Consider the following 24,408-nt stretch of genomic DNA (forward strand, 5'->3'; position numbering starts at 1 on the left):
CCCGCTGACTGGAAAGGGGCTGCATCAAACATCGCGGGCGCGTTAGGATGGCGCGAAGTCGAGGTTGCAAGTAACAAAAAGGAGCCTCGTAACGGATTTGCAGTAAACGAGGATTGTCATGACTGATTTTGCCAACGCCATTCCGACCGCCGTTGATATCGTTCGGCGCGAAAAGTGCTACGAGGGCTTCTACAAGCTCGACCGCGTGCACTTGCGTCATGAGTTGTTCGCCGGTGGCATGAGTCGCGAGATCAATCGTGAAGTGTTCGTGCGCCACGATGCGGTGTGTGTGCTGCCGTACGATCCGCAGCGCGATGAAGTGGTGCTGATCGAGCAGTTTCGCGTCGGCGCCATGGGCAAGACCGACAACCCGTGGCTGATCGAACTGGTCGCCGGTCTGATCGACAAGGATGAAGTACCGGAAGAAGTTGCTCACCGCGAAGCGCAGGAGGAAGCTGGGCTTGTATTCGGGGCGCTCTGGCCGATGACCAAGTATTTTCCATCGCCGGGCGGTAGTAACGAGTTTGTGCATTTGTACCTGGGGCGTTGCGAGACAACCGGGGTTGGCGGCCTGCATGGGCTGGAGGAAGAGGCAGAAGATATTCGCGTCACGGTCTGGGCGTTCGAAGATGCCCTGCAAGCCGTACGCGACGGACGTATTGCCAACGCGGCAAGCATCATCGCCTTGCAATGGCTGGCTTTGAACCGCGTTGAAGTGAGGGGGTTATGGTCGTAAACAAGCTGCGCGATCGCTACCGGATCGACCTCGTGGGGTTGCAAGCCTCCTGCGAGGCCAACTACGCGCGCCTGATGCGACTGCTACCGGACATGCGTAGCGAGCCGCAGGCGCGGCGCATTGCCGTGACCCACGGCGACCAGATGCTGGGCGTGCTGGCCCTCGAAGTGCTGCAGGTTTGTCCGTACACCACGACCCTGCAAGTCCGCCAGGAACACAGCCTGCCGTGGCTGCCGGTGCCGCAACTTGAAGTTCAGGTGTATCACGACGCGTGCATGGCCGAAGTGGTCAGCGCTGAACATGCACGACGCTTTCGCGGCATCTATCCTTACCCGAACGCCGCGATGCATCAGCCGGATGAAAAAGCTCAGCTCAATCTGTTTCTGGGGGAATGGCTGAGTCATTGCCTGGCTTGCGGTCACGAGTACGCCGTTGTGCGCTAAGAGCCCTGTGTAGTTGTGAACTGCGTCCGGTTCACAGATTTCCTCTTTTGATCGTCCCCCAGCATAATTGCGGCACTTACCCATCCCGTGATCACGCCCTGGGAGAACGCCTTGCCGAGCGTATCCACATTGACCACCGCCGATCCGGCGTTGCTGGTGCAACTCTCCGACAGCCATCTGTTTGCCGAGGCGGACGGGGCGTTGCTGGGCATGAATACCCGCGACAGCCTGCAACAGGTCATTGAGCTGGTATTGAAGCAGCAGCCGCAGATCGATCTGATGATTGCCAGTGGTGACCTGTCTCAGGACGGGACGCTGGAGTCATATCAACTGTTTCGCGACCTGAGCCGACAGATCGATGCGCCGGCACGCTGGATTCCCGGTAATCATGACGAGCCGCAGGTCATGGCTGTGGCGGCGGTGCAGAGTGCGCTGCTGGAGCCGGTGGTGGATATCGGTAACTGGCGGGTCACGTTGCTCGATTCGGCGGTGCCGGGGTCGGTGCCGGGGTATTTGCAGGATGAGCAATTGCAGTTACTCGCTCGCTCGTTGAGTGAGGCACCGGAGCGGCATCATCTGGTGTGTTTCCATCATCACCCGGTATCGATCGGGTGTGCATGGATGGAGCCCATTGGCTTGCGCAATCCAGAAGCATTATTCGCGGTGCTGGATCGCTTTCCACAGGTGCGTGCGGTGTTGTGGGGGCATGTGCATCAGGAGATTGATCAGCTACGCAACAATGTTCGCCTGATCGCATCGCCCTCGACCTGCATTCAGTTCGAGCCGGGCAGTGATGATTTCAAGGTGAGCGAGCAGGCGCCGGGGTATCGGTGGTTGCGGTTGTTGCCGGATGGCCAGCTCGAAACAGGCGTTGAGCGCGTCACCGGTTTCGATTTTCAGGTTGATTACGGTTCCAACGGTTACTGAACATACAGAAAGACCGCGGCGCGGTCATCGCGAGCAGGCTTGCTCCCACATTGGAATGCATACCCCTGTGGGAGCGAGCCTGCTCGCGATGGCGTCCGCCAAGGCAACCTGATTTTCACGCATATCCCCGATTTTCCCGACACCCTGTAAACTGCGCCTCTTTACCCGACGCACAGGGAGCTCAAATGTCTGGTTCGATCCTTTATATCCACGGTTTCAACAGCGCGCCGGCGTCGAAAAAGGCCTGTCAGTTGATTAATGTGATGGAACGGCTGGGCTTGAGCGATCAGTTGCGTGTGCCGGCCTTGCATCACCATCCCCGCGAGGCCATCGGTCAGCTGGAGCAGGCGATTGCCGAGCTGGGGCGGCCACTGCTGGTCGGCAGCTCACTCGGCGGCTACTATGCGACTCACTTGGCCGAGCGCCATGGCTTGAAAGCCCTGTTGATCAACCCTGCCGTCAGCCCGCACCGGATGTTCGACGGGTTCCTGGGGACGCAGAAAAATCTGTATACCGATGAGACTTGGGAATTGACCCACGACCATGTGACGGCCCTGGCCGAGCTGGAAGTGCCGGCGCCCAAGGATCCGCAGCGGTTTCAAGTATGGTTGCAGACCGGCGACGAAACGCTGGATTATCGCCTCGCCCAGCAGTATTACCGGGCCTGTGCCTTGCGCATCCAGGCGGGCGGCGACCATAGTTTCCAGGGTTTTGCCGGGCAATTGCCGGCAATGCTGAGTTTCGCCGGCATCGGCGCAGATTTGTATCAGGCGATTGATTTCACTGCACTGTGATTTGTCGCCTCTTTTTCACAGAACACTTTTTACAGGCGGACGACGAGACCCCATGGCCACTCCCAGCGCTAGCTCTTATAACGCAGACGCCATCGAAGTCCTCTCGGGCCTCGACCCGGTGCGCAAACGCCCCGGCATGTACACCGACACCAGTCGGCCGAACCACCTTGCCCAGGAAGTCATCGACAACAGCGTCGACGAAGCCTTGGCCGGGCATGCGACATCGGTGCAGGTCATCCTGCACGCCGATCACTCTCTGGAAGTCAGCGATGACGGCCGTGGCATGCCGGTGGACATTCACCCGGAAGAGGGTGTGTCGGGTGTGGAGCTGATCCTCACCAAGCTTCATGCGGGCGGCAAGTTTTCCAACAAGAACTACCAGTTCTCCGGCGGTCTGCACGGGGTGGGTATTTCTGTGGTCAACGCCTTGTCGACCGAAGTTCGGGTACGTGTAAAACGCGACGGCAACGAATACCAGATGACTTTCGCTGACGGTTACAAAAAGACCGAGCTGGAAGTGATCGGCACCGTCGGCAAGCGCAACACCGGCACCAGCGTGTTCTTCGCGCCGGACCCGAAGTATTTCGATTCACCGAAATTCTCCATCAGCCGCCTCAAGCACGTGCTCAAGGCCAAAGCCGTTCTGTGCCCGGGGCTGCTGGTCAGTTTTGAAGACAAGGCCACCGGCGAGAAAGTCGAATGGCATTACGAAGACGGCCTGCGCTCCTACCTGGTGGACGCGGTCAGCGAATTCGAACGCCTGCCGGACGAGCCGTTCTGCGGCAGCCTGGCCGGTAACAAAGAAGCGGTCGATTGGGCGTTGCTGTGGTTGCCCGAGGGCGGCGACAGCGTTCAGGAAAGCTACGTCAACCTGATCCCTACAGCCCAGGGTGGTACGCACGTCAACGGTCTGCGTCAGGGCTTGCTCGATGCGATGCGCGAGTTCTGCGAGTTCCGCAGCCTGTTGCCGCGCGGTGTGAAGCTGGCGCCGGAAGACGTCTGGGAGCGCATCGCGTTCGTCCTGTCGATGAAAATGCAGGAACCGCAATTCTCCGGTCAGACCAAGGAGCGCCTGTCATCCCGTGAAGCGGCGGCCTTTGTTTCCGGTGTGGTCAAGGATGCCTTCAGCCTGTGGCTCAACGCCCACCCGGAAACCGGCATGTTGCTGGCGGAACTGGCGATCAACAACGCCGGCCGTCGTCTGAAGGCCAGCAAGAAGGTCGAGCGTAAACGCATTACCCAAGGGCCGGCACTGCCGGGCAAACTCGCTGACTGCGCCGGGCAGGACCCGATGCGCTCCGAGCTGTTCCTGGTGGAAGGTGATTCCGCCGGCGGTTCGGCCAAGCAGGCGCGGGACAAAGAATTTCAGGCGATCCTGCCGTTGCGCGGCAAGATTCTGAATACCTGGGAAGTCGACGGCAGCGAAGTGCTGGCCAGCCAGGAAGTGCACAACATCGCCGTGGCCATCGGTGTCGATCCGGGCTCGGCGGACATCGCTCAGCTGCGTTACGGAAAAATCTGCATCCTCGCCGACGCCGACTCCGATGGTCTGCACATCGCCACGTTGCTCTGCGCCTTGTTCGTCCAGCATTTCCGCCCGCTGGTGGATGCCGGTCACGTCTACGTCGCCATGCCGCCGCTGTACCGTATCGACCTGGGCAAAGAAATTTACTATGCCCTGGACGAGGCCGAGCGCGATGGCATTCTCGATCGTCTAGTAGCCGAGAAGAAACGCGGCAAACCACAGGTCACCCGATTCAAAGGTCTGGGTGAAATGAACCCGCCGCAGCTGCGCGAAACCACCATGGACCCGAACACGCGGCGTCTGGTGCAGTTGACGCTGGAAGATTTCGACGCGACCTCGGAAATGATGGACATGCTGCTGGCGAAAAAACGCGCTGGCGATCGCAAGTCCTGGCTGGAGTCCAAGGGCAACCTGGCCGAGGTTCTGGGCTGATGCGATTTGGCTGGGCCCTGGCGTGTGCGTTGCTGCTGACCTCGGTAACGGTTTCGGCGGAGCCTGCACCCGAGCTGCGCTTGTTATCCGAGCATGCCGTCGACGGCATGCTCGGCGGCAATCTGTCGGGGCTGGCCCAGTGCGGCAAGGATCTGTGGACCGTTTCGGATCGTGACGATGATCAAATCTATCGCCTCGACACCCGCAACAACACCTGGCAAGCCGAAACCGTGCGCATCGACGTACCCCTGCCGCCCGACAGCGGTTTGCCCTGGGGCTTGCGTTCGCGGACCTGGGCGGCGTCGTTCGTGCGGGGCGGGGACCTGGATTTCGAAGGCATCACCTGCGACAGCGCTGGCAATCGTTACATCGTCAGCGAAGCGCACGCGGCGGTGTTGCAAGTTCCGCCAATCGGACCTGCGTCCTGGCTGAAAATCTCGCCGATGCTGGTACGCGAAGCACGGGCCAGCGGTATGTTGCTGCACTTCAATGCGTTGTTCGAAGGGCTGGCGATCAATCCGGCCGGTGACACGCTGTGGCTGGCTGCCGAACGTGAGCGCCGCGGTTTGCTGATGATCAAGCGTCAGCAAACGGTCTGGGACTGCAAGGGTGGTTGTGTGCTGCTGAGTGAAGCCGGAGTGGAGATGCAACCAGCACAGTTTCCCAAGGCCCGCGCGCGCTCTCGGGATTTTGCCGATCTGTCATTGTTCGACGGCAAGCTGTTTACCCTTGAGCGCAATGTCTTTCAGATTTGCCGCCGTGATGCAGTGACAGCCAAGGTGGAGCGCTGCTGGTCGTTTGCCACCGAGGCCTTGCAGGAAAACCGTCGTTATTCACAGGCCTATGGGCTGGCGGAGGCGTTGATCGTGGACGCCGACGGCGCCTGGATCGGCATCGACAACAATAACGGTGCGCGAGCCGATGGCGAGGTACGCCCGATTGTCTGGCGCTTTGCCGTGCCTGAAGGCGGCTGGAGTGCCAAGCCATGAGTCAGCAACCGCCGGGCAAGCGCGCCGGTCGGGTGTTGATGGTGCTGGCCTGGTGCGCCGCGCTGTTTCTGGCGACGAGGTTCTTCGGTCAGTGGGAGGAGCGTCAACAGAATCCCAACACCGTCGTCAGCTCTGAGCAGGGCCAAGGTTTTATCGAAGTGAAGCTGATCGGCAACAGCCAGGGGCATTTTGTTGCTACCGGCCAGATCAACGGCCAGCCCGTGGAGTTCATGCTCGATACCGGTGCGACCGATGTGTCGATCCCGGCCGAAATGGCCGAGCGACTGAAACTGGAAAAAGGCTTCGGGGTGACCCTGAGCACGGCCAATGGCTTGAGCGAGGGCTATCGAACCCGCCTCGACCGGCTGCAGTTGGGCGACATCGTGCTGCGTGACGTTCGCGCGCTGGTGGCGCCCGGTTTGCACGGCAATCAGGTGCTGCTCGGTATGAGCGCACTGAACAAACTTGAATTTACCCAGCGCGGTGGCACCATGCTGCTGCGCCAGACAACGAACTGATGAGGCCCGCATGAGCGACTCCCTTGATCTCAGCCTGGACGGTGTAGAACGCCGGTCACTGGCTGACTTCACCGAAAATGCCTACCTCAACTACTCCATGTACGTGATCATGGACCGTGCCCTGCCGCATATCGGCGACGGCCTGAAACCGGTACAGCGGCGCATCATCTATGCGATGAGCGAGTTGGGGCTGGACGCCGATTCCAAGCACAAGAAATCGGCGCGTACCGTCGGTGACGTGCTCGGTAAGTTCCACCCGCACGGCGACTCGGCGTGCTACGAAGCCATGGTCCTGATGGCCCAGCCGTTCAGCTACCGCTACACGCTGGTCGACGGCCAGGGTAACTGGGGTGCGCCGGACGATCCGAAGTCCTTCGCCGCCATGCGTTACACCGAGGCGCGGCTATCACGTTATTCCGAAGTGCTGCTCAGCGAACTGGGCCAGGGCACTGCGGATTGGGGCCCGAACTTCGACGGCACGCTGGAAGAGCCTTTGGTATTGCCGGCCCGTTTGCCGAACATCCTGCTCAACGGCACCACCGGTATCGCCGTGGGCATGGCCACCGACGTACCGCCGCATAACCTGCGCGAAGTCGCGACCGCTTGCGTGCGCTTGCTGGACGAGCCGAAAGCCACGGTCGAGCAGCTCTGCGAGCACATCCAGGGCCCGGATTATCCGACCGAAGCGGAAATCATCACGCCGCGCGCCGACCTGCTGAAAATCTACGAAACCGGCAAGGGTTCGGTGCGCATGCGCGCTGTTTACCACATCGAGGACGGCGACATCATCGTCACCGCGCTGCCGCATCAGGTCTCCGGCGCCAAGGTGCTGGAACAGATCGCGGCCATGATGCAGGCCAAGCCCTCCAAGGCTCCGCAGATCGCTGACCTGCGAGACGAGTCCGACCACGAAAACCCGTGCCGGATTGTGATTATTCCCGGTGCACGCAAAAACTTTGACCACGATGCATTGATGACCCACCTGTTCGCCAGCACAGAGCTGGAGTCGAGCTACCGGGTCAACATCAACATCATTGGCCTGGACGGCAAGCCGCAGCTGAAAAACCTGCGGGCCTTGCTGGTCGAGTGGCTGGAGTTCCGGGTGCAGACCGTGCGTCGTCGTCTGCAATTCCGCCTGGACAAGGTTGAGCGTCGCCTGCACCTGTTGGACGGTTTGTTGATCGCTTACCTCAATCTGGATGAAGTGATTCACATCATCCGCACCGAGGAACACCCGAAAGCCGCACTGATCGAGCGTTTCGCCCTGAGCGAAATCCAGGCCGATTACATCCTCGACACCCGTTTGCGTCAGTTGGCGCGACTGGAAGAAATGAAGCTGCGTGCCGAGCAGGATGAACTGCTCAAGGAGCAAGCCAAGCTGCAAGCCCTGCTGGGCAGCGAAGCCAAGCTGAAAAAGCTGGTACGCACCGAGCTGATCAAGGACGCCGAAACGTATGGCGACGACCGTCGCTCGCCAATCGTCGAGCGTGCAGAAGCCAAGGCCTTGACTGAGCACGATCTGCTGCCGAACGAGAAAGTGACCGTAGTTCTGTCGGAAAAAGGCTGGGTTCGCTCTGCCAAGGGGCACGAAATCGACGCCACCGGGCTTTCCTACAAGGCCGGGGATGGTTTCAAGGCCTTAGCGCCCGGTCGCTCCAACCAGTTTGCAGTGTTTATCGACTCCACTGGTCGCAGCTATTCGGTCGCGGCCCACACCTTGCCATCGGCCCGCGGCCAGGGCGAACCGCTGACCGGCCGTCTGACGCCGCCGCCAGGGGCGAGTTTCGAATGCGTGCTGATGCCTGAAGACGATTCGCTGTACGTGATCGCCTCCGACGCCGGTTACGGATTCGTGGTCAAGGGTGAAGACCTGCAAGCCAAGAACAAGGCGGGCAAGGCCCTGTTGAGTTTGCCGAACAACGCCAAAGTGATTCTGCCGCGTCCGGTAGCCGATCGTGAGCACAACTGGCTGGCCTCGGTGACCACCGAAGGTCGGCTGCTGATTTTCAAAATCAGCGATTTGCCACAATTAGGTAAAGGAAAAGGGAATAAGATCATCGGGATTTCCGGTGAACGTGTTGCCAGTCGCGAAGAATATGTCACGGACATTGCCGTTTTGCCGGAGGGTGCCACTTTGGTGCTGCAGGCCGGAAAACGTACCTTGTCACTGAAGGCGGACGACCTCGAACACTACAAAGGTGAGCGTGGACGTCGCGGTAACAAACTTCCACGTGGCTTTCAGAGGGTGGATGCGCTGTTCGTCGAAAACCTCAATTAAGCGTCCTAGAGCGCTCGATCTACGATTTAACGCGTAGATCGACGCTTTGCCGCTGGAGTCGGAACGCATATTCACGGATGATATGGCCTTTCAAGCGCCGGCGTAGCTGAGCGTTCTTCATATTTTTTGAGTATTTTCACTGTGGTTAGCCTTGTGGCAGCCACCTGGATGGGACGATGACTGCTCTGCGCCTTCCTTTTATTTTGATGCTCGCCGGCGTTCTTGGCCTGGCGGGTTGCAGCGTTCACCAACCGGTGTCGCTGTATCAGCTGGACAGCGGAAGTCCGGCTCAGCCTGCGCAAAGCGCGGGCATGGCGGTATTGTTGGGCCCGGTAACGGTTGCCGACTACCTGCAACGCGAAACCTTGTTGCAGCGTCAGCCCGATGGCAGCCTGCAAGCTTCGGCTGATGGTCGTTGGGCGGGTAGCCTGTCGTCCGATATTGATCAGCTGTTGCTGCGTCAGGTCGCCGGCCATCTGGACAGTCAGCGCGTTGTCCTGGCACCGGCGACATTAGGCTTCACGCCGGATGTTCAGGTGCTGCTGACGATCACGCGACTGGATTCGGGGGCATCGCAACCGGCGATCCTTGATGCGCAATGGCGCCTGATCGACCGTCGTGGTCAGGTGCGCGATAACCGCATCATTCATCTGCAGGAGCAGCACACTGGCGGGACTGCGGCTCAGGTTCAGGCTCAGGGTGTGTTGCTGCAGCGTCTGGCCGAGCAACTGTCGACTGCGCTCAAGCCGCTGGCCAACCAGCCGCCGATCGCCGAAGCGCCGCGCAAACAGGCTGCCAAGCCTGTGGCACCGGCAGCAGAGCCGGAGAAGCAGCCGAAAATCCCGATGGCTTCGCCGATTCGCACGGATATGGAAGTGTTCAGGTTCTAAGCCTGGATTGATCCAAAGCAAAGCCCGCCATTGATGCGGGCTTTGTTGTTTCTGCAGATTGAGAAATCCAGCGCTGCTGCTGGCCTCTTCGCGGGCAAGCCTCGCTCCTACAAGAGTGGGGCAGTCCCCGTTTGCGCGGCCCCGTAGGAGCGAGGCTTGCCCGCGAAGGCGTCGGAGCAGGCAACAAAGGGGCCGGGTAGACCGCGGCCTTGCAGGTGTATGCGAACTTTGTAGGAGCTGCCGAAGGCTGCGATCTTTTCAGGCGGTCACCAAAAAGCCCGCAGACAATTACTTGTCTGCGGGCTTCTTTTTACCGGGGGACTGGGGTTTACGCCCGGCGTTCGTGCATCCGCGCCAGTTGCCGTTCCAGCATCGACGGATAAGGCTCCATCAAGCGCTCTACGCAACATGCACCTTCAGGGCTGGCGATCGGGCGGATCCGCGCACGCTGGCGAATCAGTGCGTCGTCACTGATCTTGCGCTCCACCAGCAGCAGGTTGCGGCTGTGTTGCGACAGGGCCAGTGCATCCTGAGCGGTTTCGGTCAACAGCAGGTCGATCTGGCTCAGACCGAACAGTTCGTCCCCCAGCGTCAGACCCAACTGCAATTGCAGGGTGATGCCGCTGTCGGCGACTTCGATCTGCAACTGATGACCCAAGGCACGCAGCAACTCGCCGCAGCAGATAGCGTTGGTCAGGTAATCGTCGCCGCTGTCTTCGGTGTGGAACAGCATCAGCGTGCTGCCATCGTTCAGGGTGTGCAGTTCGCTCTGGTAGAGCGAAGCGGCCTGATCGAGGCAATCGCGGTAGCGTTTCAGCAGTTCTTCCAGGCGTGCGCGGGGCAGGCGACGCAGTTGATCCTGTGCGCCCAGTTGTACCGCCAGTACCGCGCTGTGCTGAGGCGCGTTCGATACCTGCGGTTTTGCCACCGGTTTCGGCCCGCTGTTTGTCGAGTCGTCACGCAGGTCGGCAAACGGATCTTCGTCGTCCTCATCATCTTCGACGGTGCTGACAACACGTCGTGGTGCAGGCTTGAGGCCGGCTACAGGCTTGGTTTCGTCGAAACCTGGATCACGCAGGTTGCGCACTTCGAAGGCCGGCTCGTTATCGTCGGCGTCTTCGTAATCGCTGTCGTCGTATTCAGGCTCCGGCGCAGGTTCTGGCTCGGCAGGCTCCGGTGCGAAATTGGCGTGCAACTGACGAGCGAGGTCGCCGACTTCATCCTGACGCTCGGTGGCCGGGGTGTATTCGTCGATATTGCGCAGCCACACCCGCAATTGCATCAGCGGTGTGGAGATATTGCGCCCCAGGCGCAGGCTCAAGGCTAGGGACAGCGCCAGCAGAATCGCACTCAGAATGCCCATGCTTTGCAGGCTGATGGTCATCGGCTGCTGGAACTGATCCATGTCCAGGCTGATGCGCAGTTGCCCGGCAGTCACGTCCTGGAAAGTGATTTTGCTCTGGTACATGCCTTCGGCTTCGCCCAACAGGCCGTGCTTGGGGCGCTGACCGGCTTCGGCGAGGATACGGTTATCCACGCTGTAAATGGCCGCGTGAGCCACCAGTTTGTTCTTGGTCAGGTTGTTGAGCAGCACATTCAGGCTGAGGATGTCATTGGACACCAACAGCTCCGTGGCCGAGGTCGCGGTCTGGGTGGTCAGGCTTTCGCCCAAGGCATCCGCCTGCTCGTGCATGGCCTGCTTGAACTGCAAACCCATCACGCAGGCATAGATCACCAGGGCCAGAGCGACCAGGATCACGTTATGGCTGGCAATGCGCAATGCGATCGGTACACGGCGATGACGCAGTGCCCGGAAGATCAGCAGAAAGAAGTTATCGGTTTTTACTGGCGTGGGCCGGTTCACTTGAGCTCGGCTCTTTGTCCGTGAAGTTGACGCGCAGTATAGCGACAGGCCCTAGACCGTCAAAGCGCTCGCGGTGCCCGATGGTCACTGAAAATGGGTAGAATGCGGTTTTTTTCCACCTGCGGGGGTGCGCCTTGCGCGAAATCGTCCTGATAAACATCACGGGAGTCGACCGTCCGGGTCTGACTGCGGCCATTACCGGCGTTCTGGCCCAGGGTGGTGTGAATATTCTCGACATCGGTCAGGCGGTGATCCACGACACTCTGTCGTTTGGCATCCTGGTTGAAATTCCCGATACCGAACAAGGTAACTCGGTGCTCAAGGACATCCTGTTCAAAGGCTATGAGCTTGAGCAACAAGTGCGTTTCACGCCGGTGTCCGAAGAGGATTACCAGCTGTGGGTCGGCAATCAGGGCAAGAAACGCCACATTGTCACTCTGCTGACCCGCAAAGTGACCGCCGAGCAATTGCAACGCGTGAGCTCGATCACCGCCAAATATGGCCTGAACATCGATCATATCGATCGCCTGTCCGGGCGCATGCCGCTGGACACTCCTGCCGACAAGGGCAAGGGCTGCATCGAGTTTTCCGTGCGCGGCGAGGCGGCGGATCCGCAAGCGCTGCGGGCCGAGTTTCTCAGCGTCGCTCAAGAATTGAACGTCGACATCGCCTTCCAGGAAGATTCGCTTTTCCGCCGTAACCGGCGTCTGGCAGTCTTCGACATGGACTCGACGCTGATCGAAGCCGAAGTCATCGACGAACTGGCCAAGGCTGCCGGTGTGGGCGACCAGGTGTCTGCGATTACCGAGCGGGCGATGGCTGGCGAGCTGGACTTTCGCGCCAGCTTCAAAGAGCGCCTGGCCTTGTTGCAAGGGTTGGACGTCAGCGTGCTGGACTCCATCGGCGCCTCGCTGCGCCTGACCGAAGGCGCCGAAACCCTGTTCGCCGAACTCAAGCGTCTGGGCTACAAGACGGCGATTCTGTCGGGTGGTTTCACCTACTTCGCCAAGCAACTGCAGGCCAAGCTGGGCATCGACTATGTATTTGCCAACGAACTGGAAGTGGTCGACGGCAAGGTGACGGGTGTGGCGGTCGAGCCGATTGTCGATGCGCAACGCAAGGCGGATCTGCTGCGTGAGCTGGCGCATAAGGAAGGTTTGCGTCTGGAGCAGACGATTGCGGTCGGTGACGGTGCCAACGACCTGCCGATGCTGGCGATTGCCGGGCTGGGTGTAGCGTTCCGTGCCAAGCCGCTGGTCAAGCAATCGGCGAAACAGGCGATTTCCACCCTTGGGCTGGATGGCGTGCTGTACCTGCTGGGCTTTCGGGATCGCGACGGGCAGCTCTGAGTTTCAGGTTGTCTGGGCGGGCCTCTTCGCGGGCAAGCCTCGCTCCTACAGGGGTTGCGCGGACCCGTAGGAGCGAGGCTTGCCCGCGAACGCATCACCGCCGATCAAATGCCGGACGCTCAAAGCGACTTCCACAACGAATCAAATTCTTCCACTGCCCCGACCACGCCGTTCCTCGCGGCGTTTTCGTTTCTGGCTGTCTCAAGCGAACGGTAGGCAAACTGATTAAAGCTGTTGGTACTCGCCACCCGACGCTCCAGCCCGGCCCGGCGTTCCTCGCCGTTGGTATTGATCAGCACCTTATGACCTTCCTGGAACGGCAGGCGCGGGGTGAGCAGGGTGGCCGGCAGGTCGATGGCGCTGATGGCGGGCAGCAACAGCCCGCGCAAGTACTGACTGTGCTCGTCGTCGGAGCGCATCAGTTGCAGGCCGCAGGGTTCGGCGCAAGGCGCGACTTGCTCGATCCCCATCTGCGTGCCACCGCCCCGCACCTGGCGGATCCAGCGCACCACTGCAATGCTCCAGCCTTGACCGGCAGCATCCTCGATACCGACCATTTCGCCAGCCTGTAGCTCGGCGGGCACCGCGCCGGGCCAGGCCAGGCAATAGCCGCCAGGGCTGTGATTGATCACCGGCAGCACATAGGTCGGGAAATGCTGTTGGCGATCGGCTGCCTCGTGGCTGTCATCGTTTTGAAGGTGCGGGTATTCGATCTCTTCGTAGGGCAGCAGCGTGTCTGCGGTGCCATGGGGGGCGGCGTCGAAAGCCTGGTTCCATTGGTCTTTGGCGCGACGTGTCGGGTCGGTAGCCGAGAACTGCGCGGGGCGGGCGCCGGGTTTCTTCAAGATGTCGTTGAACGAGCGTTGCCCGCTGAGATAAAAGTGCAATGCACTCATGCCCACGCACAGGGTCAACGTGCCGTGGCCGACAGTGCGCTGGAAACTGCGCTCGGCGGCCTGACCCCAGGCGGCATGCAGGTGTTGCAGCGTATCCAGGCTCAGCCCCGTCGGAACGGGCAGCGGCGATGCCTTGTCGGCTGACTGTTGCAGATGGTTTTCAATGGCCGTGACCAAGGGCTGCGGGTCGATCCCTAGCAAACTCTCCTGTTGTTCGGCGAGGAATTTGGAGCGGTAGCGCGGCCCGGTGTCGAGATCCGGGGCGATGGCAAACAGCCCGTTGTCCGGTTTGGCCGGTTGCAGCTTGATCCACTGGCTCCAGGGTTCGAGCACCTCGGCGAGCCGGGCGATCTGGTTCTGGCGCAGCTGATTGCAGCGTGAAGCACCCAGCAGAAGGGCGACGACGTAGGTTTGCTCGATGCTCAGGCTGTGCGTCTGACTGGCCAGTTCATCGCGCGCGCTCAAATGTTGCAGTTGGAACTGACAGCCAATCCGATACAGCTGATGCAGTTCCAGCCACAGATTTTCGGGCACCGGGCAATAGAGTTCAGTGGCGCGGATCAATGCGCCGTTCAGGCAATGGATTGCCCGTTGCAAAGCCTGGGTCAGCAGCGGCGCGCGATCCTTACTGAAGCGCGGCGTGACGCGAATGACGATTTGCTTGTAGCCGATCGCCAAGTGGCTTTGCAGTGCCTGGCAAAGGTTGGCGATCTTGCGCGAGCGCTCGTCGAGCACAATCGCCTGATGCAGGAAATGTCGCTCCAGGTGCTTGCAGACGTAATACACCTCGGGCCGCAGCAGTTCGAGCAATTGCAGGCGATTGTCGCTGGGTGTGAGCAGTTGGTTGAGTTCGCTCAAGCCTTGATACAACTGGCGAGCGGTTTCGCCGATGTTGGCTTTGGGCAGGTTGGCGATCCAGCGCTTGAGGTCGCGAGGCGTGGCTTCGCAGAAAGACAGACGCGACTGCGTCGGGATCGGTGCGCGTAGCAGCAGGACAGGATTGGTTTCATTCATGCCGTAGACAAACTCCGACCGGGAAATGGGCAGTGAATGACTTGACTGTAGCAGCTATGAACGCGGAGGGGGTGTCGCGATTTTTACGTCACGCTTGCCTTACAGGGGGATGTGCCGCCCGGAAGAAATTCGGGGCGGCGGGCCCGGGATCAGGCGCTTGGCAAGCCGATGCTCTGACCCATCTGCACTGGCGAAAGAGCGCCCAGGCCTTCAGCCCATTTCACTTGATCCGGTCCGAACAGCACGACCGCCGTAGAGCCGAGCTTGAAGCGGCCCAATTCCGCGCCTTTTTCCAGATGGATCGGCGCACGGGCGGCTTCATCGTAGCGGAAGGTTTTCAGCTCGCGTTTTGGCGGCGTGATCAGCCCGGCCCACACGGTTTCGATCGACGCCACAATCATCGCGCCCACCAGCACCACGGCCATCGGCCCGCGCTCAGTATCGAAAATGCACGCCACACGCTCGTTGCGCGCGAACAGCTCCGGTACGTTTTCAGCAGTGGTCTGGTTGACCGAGAAGATGCGGCCGGGGATGTAGACCATCTCGCGCAGAGTGCCGGCCAGCGGCATGTGCACGCGGTGGTAATCCTTGGGCGACAGGTAAATGGTGGCGAAATCACCGCCCATGAATGGTGCTGCGTTGGCGGCGTCACCACCGAGCAGTTCCAGCACGCTGAAGCTGTGACCCTTGGCCTGGAAAACGCGACCGTGTTCGATAGGGCCGAGCTGGCTGACGGCACCGTCGGCCGGGCTGAGGATCGCGCCTGGGGTTTCGTCCAGCGGGCGAGCGCCGTCTTTCAAGGCACGAGTGAAGAATGCATTGAAGTGCTCGTAAGCCGTCAGGTCTTCGACCAGCGCCTGGGACATGTCCACTTGGTAACGCTTGGCGAACCAGGCGGTAAGGGCGTTCTTGAACCAGCGCACGCGGCATTCGGCAATGCAGCCGGCCAGTCGCGAGAGCAAGTGATGGGGCAGCAGGTATTGGCTGAGGATAAACAAACGCTTCTTCATTAACTGTCCTTAAAAAACCTTAAATCTCTACGGGCGTGTCGGGATGGTTGCCCCATTCGCCCCAAGAGCCGGCGTAGCCTTTGACGCGCGGATAACCGAGCGACTTGGCTACTAGATACGTGAAGCCAGAACGGTGGTGAGTCTGGCAGTGGGTAATGACTTCTTTGTCTTTGGTGATACCGAGTTGTTCCAGGATTTTTGGCATGTCGGTGCGGATGCGCAGGTTGCGTGCCTGATCCATGCCGGCTGTCCATTCGAAATTGACAGCGCCCGGAATGTGCCCGCCCTTGGCCGCTAGCACTTTCTCGCCGGAGTACTCCAGCGGCCCACGGGCGTCCCAGATCGCCAGATCGTTGGCACCGAGGCGGCTTTGCAGGTATTCGCGGGTGGCGATGGGTTCATCGTGCAGGGTCAGGGCGACCGGGCCGCCGACCGCCGGCGGGATCTGGATCGACATGGGCAAGCCTTCTGCCAGCCAGGCCGGCAGGCCGCCATCGATATAGTGATACTTGCTGTGGCCGATGACATCCAGCAGCCAGATAAAACGCCCGGCCCAGCCGCCGCCTTCGTCGTCATAGACGACGTAGACCGCATCGGGGTTGTGGCCCAGCTCGCCGAACAATGCTTCAAGCGCAGCGTGGGTCGGCAGCAGGCCTGGCGCAGGCGCCTGACCCAGTTGAGTACGTTTTGGATCGACAAAGCGTGCCCCGGGGATATGCCCTGCGGCATAGCGGGCGCTGCTGGTCAGATCCACCAGAATCAGTTCGCGGGAGTCGAGACGCGGGAGCAGGTCGCTCGGCTCGATCACCAACGCCAAGCCAGAGAAGTCAGACATGTGAGGTCTCCAGAGCACAAAGGGGAGGATTGTAGCGCAGCGTCATGAGGGCCTGTTATCAGTTATTTCGGCACGGGCTTGTGGCGAGGGGGCTTGCCCCCGTGGGACTGCGAAGCAGTCCTAAAACCTACAACCTCATTCTGCCAGGCACACTGCATCCACTGGATTTGCGACTGCTTCGCAGCCGAACGGGGGCAAGCCCCCTCGCCACAAACATGGCATTTGGCACGTCCTTTTCTTAACTGACTGGCATCAGCCCCTAGCGATGGCTGAAGCTGTGCAGGGCTTTTTCGATGCACTGTGCGGTTTTGCCGAACGCTTGCACGGTGATTTCCGAGAACGGCCCGCCGCCCTGATCCGCCACCACGATCATGATCACCCGACCGTTGTTGACCAGGGAGCGCAGCAGCAAGTGTTCACCGCTGAACTGTTTACGCAGGCTGGCCGGCAGCAGGGCCGAGAATTGTGCGTTGTTGGCCGGCGTCAGGCGCACCTGGGCCTGTTGTGCGAGCAGGCGTTGCAGCACGGTGCTTTGGCTGACCACCAGGTTCAGGCCGGCCACTTCCTTGGGCAGCCCGGCGGTCTGGTGCGCGCGCAGATTAGCGTGCGTGCGGTCGGCCATCAGGATCATCACCCGCCGCATGCCACACGCCACCAGGGCGTCTCGGGCCGAGCTGGTCAAGTGCATGGCATTGGTAAAAGGGCTCGGCTCCACCAGCAATTCGGCGCATTGTTTACGCCACTTCGCCAGGTCTTCAGCGGTGGGTGCCGGGGCTGGCAGCAAACCGCTGTGAACACGGTTGATGCCCGACGGCCAGATCAACGCTTCGGCCGGGTGCCAGAGGTCCGGCATGGCGTGTTGGCGCGCACTGTTAGCGGCCTGTTGGTGCAATTGTTGTTGCACTTCATCCATCGGCATCTGCAGGTAAAGGCTGGCCAGGTACTGCCAGCGTTCACAGTGAGGACTGTCCCAGCCCTGTTGTGCCGACAACGCCAGACCGTTGGCCAGCAGCACGGTATTGGCCGGCTGATTGAGCCAGCGGCGTAGCGTCGGGTCGTCATCGAGACGATTCTGTTGGCGTAGCGGGTGATCGCTGTCACGCGCGATGCGCAGGACTTTCACCAGTTCGCGTTGTTCGCTCCGCAGCAGCCGATAACCCTGCTGCACCCAGATCGGCAAACGCCAGACATCCACCAGCGCCAGACAGATTTCCAGCAGGCGCACGCCGAACAATTGCTTTTCGACTTTGCGCGCCGACTCGCCTTTATGGATGACTCGCAGCTCCCATTCTTCAAGCAACTGCGGATGGATCAACGCCATGGGCCACAGTGGCGAAAGAAACAGTAGGCTGCCCCAGTGGATGTCCTGCCATAACCGCGCCAGGCGACCGGCAAAAAAACCATTGGCTTGTTGGGTGGCGTGCTGGCTGATCAACTGAAGCTGGCGCAAGGCGACAGGGAGCTGCGATTGGGGTTCGGCGGGCAGGCGCTCGAGCAATTCTTCGGTGCGTTTCAAGCCGAGCCGATTGATCGCCACTTCAAGATTTTCAGCAGGCTCGGTCATGCTGCCATGGGTATGGCGGTTAGCTTCGCGAATCACGCTCAAGGCCAGGGCCGGGCTGTCCTGCATCAGTTCGGCGATGTCTCGTAGCGAGCTGCGGTTGTCGCGGATGGCTTTGCAGACTTGGTCGTGACTGGCTTGCGGAACCGGCAGGCGTACGCCATCGAGAAGCTTGACCCAGCCTTCGAGCGTGGTTGGTTTTGGCGTTGGGACGTTCGTTTCGTTAGCCATGGTTGCACGCGATCATTGTCTGCATTACCTATCCCTGCGCGGGCTAATTTAGCTTTTCGATTGAACTGGCTATAGTCTGGCGCAGTTTTGCCGATAAGGAGAAGAAGAGATTTTTTAACTTCCGAATATGACCTTGAACCCGACTCAGTAAGTGCTCTCCTACCTATGGCTAAAATTCTCGGCATCATCGTCGTATTCGCGAGCGTGCTCGGCGGATACGTGCTCTCCCACGGCAAGATTGCCGCCCTTATTCAGCCTTTCGAGGTGATGATTATCGGTGGTGCGGCCCTCGGCGCATTCCTGCAGGCCAACCCTGGTCATATGGTCAAGCACGTTCTCAAGAAAGCCTTGGGAATGTTCAGCTCGCGTTTCAATCACACTTTCTATCTGGAAGTGCTGGGTCTGATTTACGAGATCCTCAACAAGAGCCGCCGCGAAGGCATGATGGCGATCGAAGGCGACATCGAAGATGCCGCCGCGAGCCCGATCTTCGCCAAGTACCCGGCAGTCCTGAAAGATGACCGCATGACTGCGTACATCTGCGATTACCTGCGCATCATGTCCTCCGGCAACATGGCTCCCCATGAGCTCGAAGGCTTGTTCGACATGGAGCTGACCAGCCTTAAGGAAGACTTGGATCATCCTTCCCACGCGGTGAATGGCATCGCCGACGCGATGCCCGGTTTCGGTATTGTCGCGGCCGTATTGGGTATCGTGGTGACCATGGCCTCCCTGGGTGAAAGCGACCAGAAAATGATCGGCGTGCACGTAGGTGCGGCACTGGTGGGGACCTTCTTCGGTATTCTCGCCGCCTACGGCTTCTTTGGTCCGCTGGCCCATGCCCTGGCCCACGATGCCAAGGAAGAACTGAACGTCTACGAAGCCATCAAGGCCTCGCTGGTGGCTTCGGCTTCTGGCATGCCGCCATCGCTGGCAGTGGAATTCGGTCGCAAGGTTCTGTACCCGGCGCACCGTCCTAGCTTCGCTGAGCTGGAACAAGCGGTTCGCGGTCGCTAAGTCATGGAAAATAACCAGCCGATAATCATCAAGCGCGTAAAGAAATACGCGGGCGGGCATCACGGGGGCTCCTGGAAAATCGCCTTCGCGGACTTCGCGACGGCGATGATGGCGTTCTTCCTGGTGTTGTGGCTGTTGTCCACGGCAACACCGGAACAGAAGATTGCCATCGCCGGTTACTTCAAGGACCCGGTCGGTTTTTCCGAAAGCGGTACGCCGTACATCATCGATCTGGGCGGCTCGCCGACCCTGGCGCCGGAGAACACCCTCAACCCCGAGGTGAAGTCCCAGCCTCAGCCGGACAAGGTGACCATCGACTCCGAGCAGGTCGAAGGCATGGCCGAGCTGGTCGAGAAAGAGCGTCTGGAACTGCTGCTGCAAGAGTTGCAGAACAAGGTCGAAGAAAACCCGCAGTTGCAAAAGTTCAAGGACCAGATCCTCTTCGAGATTACCCAGGACGGTTTGCGCATCCAGATTGTGGACGCCGAAAACCGCCCGATGTTCGACTCCGGCAGTGCGCGTCTGAAGCCGTATTTCGAAGACATTCTGCTGGCCATGGCCGACACCATCAAAGCGGTGCCGAACAAGATCAGCATCAGCGGCCACACCGATGCCAAGCCGTACTCGGGCACCGGCGACTTCGGCAACTGGGAACTCTCGGCCAACCGAGCCAACGCGGCTCGCCGTGCATTGATCGCCGGCAGCTATCCGGACTCTCAAGTAGCGCGAGTCGTGGGTTATGCCTCGTCGGCGCTGTTCGACCGGGAAAACCCGTTCAATCCGGTCAACCGCCGCATCGACATCGTGGTGCTGACCAAGAAAGCCCAGCGTGCGATCGAAGGTTCGCAAGGTGCCGAACCTGCGCCAGCGCCGACGCAAGGGCAGGGTGGCCCGGGCGAAGTGCCCACGCCGCCAGCCGACCCGAACGCATTGCCGGCGGACAAGGAACCGCTGCCGGCTCATGAGCTTCGTGAGCGGTTGAATCTGTTTGATGATCCGGTGCCGAAATCGGGTGAGTCGCCCAAGCAGTGACCCATGAAAAAGCCGCGAATGATCGCGGCTTTTTTGTCTCTACTCACCGGGCACGGGACTGACACTGCCAGCAGCAAAAATAAAGAACATGGCTTTCTTCCGAGATTGGCGTAGGACCGTTCTGAGGCGTATTGGCCGGGTTTTACTTCCCTAGGTTGCTCGCTATAGTTCGCCCGTCGCCGACGAATCGGCGATCGATCTTAGCCGGTCGAAACAAGGATGGAATCTCACCCAAGTGACCGGAGTTAGACCTATGGCTAAGTATCATCCTCTGCAAGGCAATTTCAGCGTCGGCGGCCATTACCTTTTATCTTGCTTCTCAGAGACTCTGCATCAAAATTCACGGAGGAATATCAAGAATTTTGCACGCTATCAGACCCTCTGATATCGTGATGAAATCGTGATGCGGAAGAATGACCATGGTTGATTTTACCAGCGACGACCTCCATGAGAGGCGTGACCTGATCGAGCTCAAGGTCTATGTAGAGAGTGTGCTTGGCCTAAAGCTGCGATTAAAACCGTGGGAACACATCAAAATCCTTCCGTATGCGCTGCGTGACCGATACGAGTTTTTCGTCACGCAAATCTTGGGCGCCGAGTGCCTCATCCTCAAGGAACGTCCGCAGCGGGAAGCTAGCGTTGCAGATGTCGCCAAGCATATGCAGGCAATCAACAACCTGCTGGCGAAGAAATCGCCCGAAACCAGCGACCTCATGATCTTCGTCACAGACACACTTCCGAGCTATGACAGAAAGCGACTGGTCGAGAAAGGCGTCCAATTCATCGTGCCAGGAAACCAGCTTTACCTTCCTGCGTTTGGAATGGATTTGCGGGAGTACTACAGGCAGCGTCTGGAAAAACCTCAGGTCCTGAGTCCCGCCACCCAATCCATGCTTATTCAATTCTTGATTAAAGGATGGCAGCACCAGCTACTGATCACTCGCTCCACTTTCGAAAAATCCTTTACCTACGCGAAAATGACCGTCACCAGAGCCATTAAAGAGCTGACCGACTTGGACATCGTTCGGCCTGGAAAGGAAATGGGTGAAGCCGCGATATTTTTTCACTTGTCTCCCAGGGCGACTTGGGAAATGGCGAAAAACTATATGCGTACGCCGGTCAAAAAAACGCTTTGGTTAAATGCAATTCCTGAGGCGTTTGACACCCCAATGCTGCTGGCGGGGGAGGCAGCCCTGGCAGAAATGAGCCTTCTCGCCAGTCCAAAAGTGCCTTGTTTTGCAATGACGACTGCGCAGTTCGATAACATTCGAGGGCTAGCTCAGTCTGATCACAGTCAAAAAGTGAATACGGCATATGGGGTAGAGATCAGCTTTTGGGGCTCAACCTCAAAGACGGCCAAATCGAAATTCGAAACCACATCCCCCTATTATGAGGTGCCGCAAAACCATGCAGCGTGTTGCATCCAGTTTTGGAGCTATGACCCTCTGTATAGCAACACAGCCACCGGGGCTGTAGACCCCTTTTCTCTCTACCTGAGTCTCAAGGATGAGCATGATGACCGAGTGCAAATGTGCTTGGATGAAATGATGGAGAACGTGAAATGGTAGTGGGTATCGACCGGTTTAGAGAGTATTTCAAAGACTACCAAGGTAGCTACGTTCTGATTGGCGGGGTGGCAGCATCCATTACCATGGAGCTTCTGGATGAGCCATTTCGAGCCACCAAGGATCTGGATGTCGTGCTGGTCGTTGAGGCCCTCAATCGTGAGTTCGTAGGGCAGTTCTGGAAGTTCATCAAGGACGGCGGGTACGCCATTCGCCAAAATGGCGACAGCGGAGGGGACTCCCCTGTTTTCTATCGCTTCCAGGATCCTCAGGACAAATCCTTTCCAGTTCAGATCGAGCTTTTTTCTCGGGTTCCAGATGGCCTGGAGCACGAAGAAGCGGCACGAATGACCAAAGTCCCCGTAGAAGAGCAAGCCGCAAGCCTTTCTGCGATCATCCTTGATGATGAGTATTACAACTTTCTCCTGGCCGGCGTCGACCACACTCAGGAAATCAGTCACATCGGGGCCGACAGGCTCGTTCCGCTCAAGGCCCATGCTTGGCTTAACAAGAAGGCACAGGTCGAGAGCGGCGTACGAGTGGACAGTCGTGATATCAACAAGCACTTCAGGGATGTGATCTTACTGTCTGTCGGTCTTACAGAAGGAATGGCCAAGCTTCCTGAACGAATGGCTCTCGATTTGACGTTATTTCTCAGCCAGGTGCCCGCTGAGCTTGCGTCAAACCCTCAAGGTTACAAAAGGGTGGATGGCGACCGCTTGATCAAGACCATTCAAGAAGCCTTCAGCCTCAGTTAATTCATTTTTTTCGCACGGTATCACTAGTGCTGATAGCGTGCGTAAATCCTGTTTTTGGCCGTTCAGAGGGCACTTAAGAGGGGCTTTAGTCAGTGAGAAACCTGTGGCGAGGGAGCTCGCTCCCGCTTGAGTGCGGACTCACAAAATTCGGCGATTGTTATCGGATTTTGGGGCTGCTAAGCAACCCTGCATCGGAACGCCGCGCGGAGCAAGCTCGCTCGCCACAAAGGTAGGCTTGACTGAAGAGTCTCGCTTAAGTGAACAGCATTGCAATCATCGCGGCTTTTTTGCACCTGTCAGAAACCACGTCGGATGCGGCTCTTGAGTTGGTCGTGGAACAACTCGGCGTTGCCTCTGTAGGTGCGGTAAAGGGATTCATTGATCGAACCCAGCGTCATTGAGCGCTTGGTCGCCACTTCTTCACGATAGGCATCAATGAAAAACTCCAGATCCTTGTCGGTGCTGAGCTTTGGCCATTTGTCGAGATAGAGCGGCAGTTCCGCCGGTCCGGTCTTGAATGAGCATATCCGCCGGTTGCTGATGGTCGCTTCACCGATTTCGAACGGCACCCACCACGACAGCGCGGTCTTGTCCGAGACTATCGCCAGCAGATGCGTGCACTCGGTGATGTTGCGGGTGATGACCCCGGTGATGTCGTCAGTGGTCTGTGATTCCGGATCCAGCACGTCGAAGTAGGTCTTGATGTTGGCCCGAATCAGACGGGTGCTGATGGCGATGGCGTGGGACCGATCGGTATGGCGGTAGCTGATAAACACGGGCATCAGAAATGTCCCTTGATCGCGAGTTCGCGGTAATAGGCGCCGAGGGCGGTGAGGCGACAGCCCGTGGAGTGGATGGCCGCGTAGTACATGTGCTCGGCGTCCACCGGTTCGATCAGGCTGTGGCGGTTGCACTTTTGCAGTTGTGCGAAGACTTCGCCGTGCTCTGGGTCGAACATGGCTTCGGTAGGTTCGTAGCTGGGGTCGAGGGCGAACATTGATTCCGCCTCTTCGAACCAATCAGGCAGTTTGCGCAGGATCTCTTTGGGGATCAGCGGCGAGACTTCTCGCAATGAAATGAACTGCGACACATTGGTCTTGAACACCGGGCGCTGTTCCCATGCGTCGAGAGCGTTGTCGACGAATGAATAGAGGCTGCCGGGGGTGATCTTTCCCAATATGTTTGCGGCGCCGCCGTGCAGTGCTTGCAGCAACAGCCCTGTGAAGACGCCGTGGTTGGCGCCTTCCATCGCCGGCTCTTCTTTTTTGCACGCGGTGAGAATGGTCATGCCTTCACACACCATGCTGCTTTCGCTGCGTAGCGCCCGCACTTCGCCCGCCGAGCCCGCCTGGCAGCAGTCGAGAATAATCACTTTGTTTTTGATTTTTACCGCTTTGGTCGCCCAGTTCAGGATGTCGCTGATGCGAATTCCATCCTTGGCGGATTTGTAGTCCTGGGGGATCAGCATGCCTTCGTCCGTATCGACGTCGAAGTTGCCGTGTCCGGCGAAATACAACAATGCAACGCTGCAATCGCCTGAAAACAATTCCTGGATATGCCCTTCGAGCTTTTCGCGGCTCAGATAATCTTCGGCGGAGGTCAGGACCAGGTTCTTGAAATTCGGATCGCCATTGGCGTCGGTTTTCAGCACCGAAGCCATGGCCATCGCGTCGTTGTTGCAACCACTCAATTGCGAAACATGGCTGTAGTTATTAATGCCGATGAACAGTCCCTTGCGCATGGT

The 24,408-nt window shown here is 59.1% G+C and carries 21 protein-coding genes; 14 read left to right on the top strand and 7 right to left on the bottom strand.

What is annotated here, in order from left to right; genetic code table 11:
* The first annotated feature begins 118 nt into the window (after positions 1 to 118).
* The 9 genes from PMI18_RS11450 to PMI18_RS11410 all read left to right on the top strand — a co-directional run bounded on the left by PMI18_RS11450 (position 119) and on the right by PMI18_RS11410 (position 9,532).
* Complete coding sequence (locus PMI18_RS11450; protein ID WP_007902590.1) at positions 119 to 736, top strand: NUDIX domain-containing protein; 618 nt, start codon at positions 119 to 121, stop codon at positions 734 to 736.
* The gene (locus PMI18_RS11445; protein WP_007902592.1) at positions 727 to 1,179 is read left to right on the top strand and encodes a DUF1249 domain-containing protein; all 453 of its coding nucleotides are present in this window, start codon (positions 727 to 729) and stop codon (positions 1,177 to 1,179) included. Before PMI18_RS11450 ends, PMI18_RS11445 begins: the two co-directional genes overlap by 10 nt.
* A 111-nt stretch (positions 1,180 to 1,290) precedes the next feature.
* Positions 1,291 to 2,106: a 3',5'-cyclic-AMP phosphodiesterase gene (gene cpdA / locus PMI18_RS11440; RefSeq protein ID WP_007902593.1), complete on the top strand. Its 816-nt coding sequence runs from the start codon at positions 1,291 to 1,293 to the stop codon at positions 2,104 to 2,106.
* Positions 2,107 to 2,291: 185 nt separating this feature from the next.
* A complete protein-coding gene (locus tag PMI18_RS11435; RefSeq protein ID WP_007902594.1) occupies positions 2,292 to 2,900 on the top strand; it encodes a YqiA/YcfP family alpha/beta fold hydrolase in 609 nt (202 codons plus the stop codon).
* 52 nt (positions 2,901 to 2,952) lie between these two features.
* A complete protein-coding gene (gene parE, locus PMI18_RS11430) occupies positions 2,953 to 4,857 on the top strand; it encodes a DNA topoisomerase IV subunit B (protein WP_007902595.1) in 1,905 nt (634 codons plus the stop codon).
* Complete coding sequence (locus PMI18_RS11425; RefSeq protein ID WP_007902596.1) at positions 4,857 to 5,846, top strand: esterase-like activity of phytase family protein; 990 nt, start codon at positions 4,857 to 4,859, stop codon at positions 5,844 to 5,846. Before parE ends, PMI18_RS11425 begins: the two co-directional genes overlap by 1 nt.
* Entirely contained in the window at positions 5,843 to 6,364 is a 522-nt protein-coding gene (locus tag PMI18_RS11420) for a retropepsin-like aspartic protease family protein (RefSeq protein ID WP_007902598.1), read from the top strand. Before PMI18_RS11425 ends, PMI18_RS11420 begins: the two co-directional genes overlap by 4 nt.
* A 10-nt stretch (positions 6,365 to 6,374) precedes the next feature.
* Positions 6,375 to 8,642: a DNA topoisomerase IV subunit A gene (gene parC, locus PMI18_RS11415; RefSeq protein WP_007902602.1), complete on the top strand. Its 2,268-nt coding sequence runs from the start codon at positions 6,375 to 6,377 to the stop codon at positions 8,640 to 8,642.
* 176 nt (positions 8,643 to 8,818) lie between these two features.
* Positions 8,819 to 9,532, top strand: a complete 714-nt coding sequence (locus PMI18_RS11410) for a PqiC family protein (protein ID WP_007902604.1) — start codon at positions 8,819 to 8,821, stop codon at positions 9,530 to 9,532.
* Between the two features lie 328 nt (positions 9,533 to 9,860).
* Here PMI18_RS11410 and PMI18_RS11405 read toward each other — a convergent pair whose 3' ends face one another.
* Positions 9,861 to 11,396, bottom strand: coding sequence for an AhpA/YtjB family protein (locus tag PMI18_RS11405; protein WP_007902605.1), 1,536 nt, complete (start codon positions 11,394 to 11,396; stop codon positions 9,861 to 9,863).
* A 134-nt stretch (positions 11,397 to 11,530) separates the two neighbouring features.
* Between PMI18_RS11405 and serB the strand changes: the two genes are divergently transcribed.
* Positions 11,531 to 12,745, top strand: a complete 1,215-nt coding sequence (gene serB, locus PMI18_RS11400) for a phosphoserine phosphatase SerB (protein WP_007902606.1) — start codon at positions 11,531 to 11,533, stop codon at positions 12,743 to 12,745.
* 119 nt (positions 12,746 to 12,864) lie between these two features.
* On the opposite strand, the gene PMI18_RS11395 is transcribed toward serB, so the two are convergent.
* From PMI18_RS11395 to PMI18_RS11380, 4 genes are all read right to left on the bottom strand, one after another.
* Positions 12,865 to 14,655: a hypothetical protein gene (locus tag PMI18_RS11395; RefSeq protein ID WP_007902607.1), complete on the bottom strand. Its 1,791-nt coding sequence runs from the start codon at positions 14,653 to 14,655 to the stop codon at positions 12,865 to 12,867.
* Between the two features lie 149 nt (positions 14,656 to 14,804).
* Positions 14,805 to 15,665 carry an archaetidylserine decarboxylase gene (gene asd, locus PMI18_RS11390; RefSeq protein ID WP_007902609.1) on the bottom strand — a complete coding sequence of 287 codons (861 nt, stop codon included), beginning with the start codon at positions 15,663 to 15,665 and terminating at the stop codon, positions 14,805 to 14,807.
* Positions 15,666 to 15,684: 19 nt separating this feature from the next.
* Positions 15,685 to 16,500, bottom strand: coding sequence for a rhodanese-like domain-containing protein (locus PMI18_RS11385; protein ID WP_007902614.1), 816 nt, complete (start codon positions 16,498 to 16,500; stop codon positions 15,685 to 15,687).
* Positions 16,501 to 16,759: 259 nt separating this feature from the next.
* The gene (locus PMI18_RS11380; RefSeq protein WP_007902616.1) at positions 16,760 to 18,292 is read right to left on the bottom strand and encodes an HDOD domain-containing protein; all 1,533 of its coding nucleotides are present in this window, start codon (positions 18,290 to 18,292) and stop codon (positions 16,760 to 16,762) included.
* A gap of 165 nt (positions 18,293 to 18,457) precedes the next feature.
* On the opposite strand from PMI18_RS11380, the gene motA reads away from it, so the two are divergent.
* From motA to PMI18_RS11360, 4 genes are all read left to right on the top strand, one after another.
* A complete protein-coding gene (motA, locus tag PMI18_RS11375) occupies positions 18,458 to 19,309 on the top strand; it encodes a flagellar motor stator protein MotA (protein ID WP_007902618.1) in 852 nt (283 codons plus the stop codon).
* 3 nt (positions 19,310 to 19,312) lie between these two features.
* A complete protein-coding gene (gene motB, locus PMI18_RS11370) occupies positions 19,313 to 20,341 on the top strand; it encodes a flagellar motor protein MotB (protein WP_007902620.1) in 1,029 nt (342 codons plus the stop codon).
* A gap of 419 nt (positions 20,342 to 20,760) precedes the next feature.
* Positions 20,761 to 21,909, top strand: coding sequence for a hypothetical protein (locus PMI18_RS11365; protein ID WP_007902625.1), 1,149 nt, complete (start codon positions 20,761 to 20,763; stop codon positions 21,907 to 21,909).
* Positions 21,903 to 22,664, top strand: coding sequence for a hypothetical protein (locus PMI18_RS11360; protein ID WP_007902627.1), 762 nt, complete (start codon positions 21,903 to 21,905; stop codon positions 22,662 to 22,664). Before PMI18_RS11365 ends, PMI18_RS11360 begins: the two co-directional genes overlap by 7 nt.
* 296 nt (positions 22,665 to 22,960) lie before the next feature.
* On the opposite strand, the gene PMI18_RS11355 is transcribed toward PMI18_RS11360, so the two are convergent.
* Positions 22,961 to 23,446, bottom strand: coding sequence for a toll/interleukin-1 receptor domain-containing protein (locus PMI18_RS11355; RefSeq protein WP_007902631.1), 486 nt, complete (start codon positions 23,444 to 23,446; stop codon positions 22,961 to 22,963).
* Positions 23,446 to 24,405 carry a caspase family protein gene (locus PMI18_RS11350; RefSeq protein WP_007902632.1) on the bottom strand — a complete coding sequence of 320 codons (960 nt, stop codon included), beginning with the start codon at positions 24,403 to 24,405 and terminating at the stop codon, positions 23,446 to 23,448. Before PMI18_RS11350 ends, PMI18_RS11355 begins: the two co-directional genes overlap by 1 nt.
* Positions 24,406 to 24,408: the final 3 nt, after the last annotated feature.

This window comes from Pseudomonas sp. GM102, assembly GCF_000282555.1.
Classification (GTDB): Bacteria; Pseudomonadota; Gammaproteobacteria; order Pseudomonadales; family Pseudomonadaceae; genus Aquipseudomonas.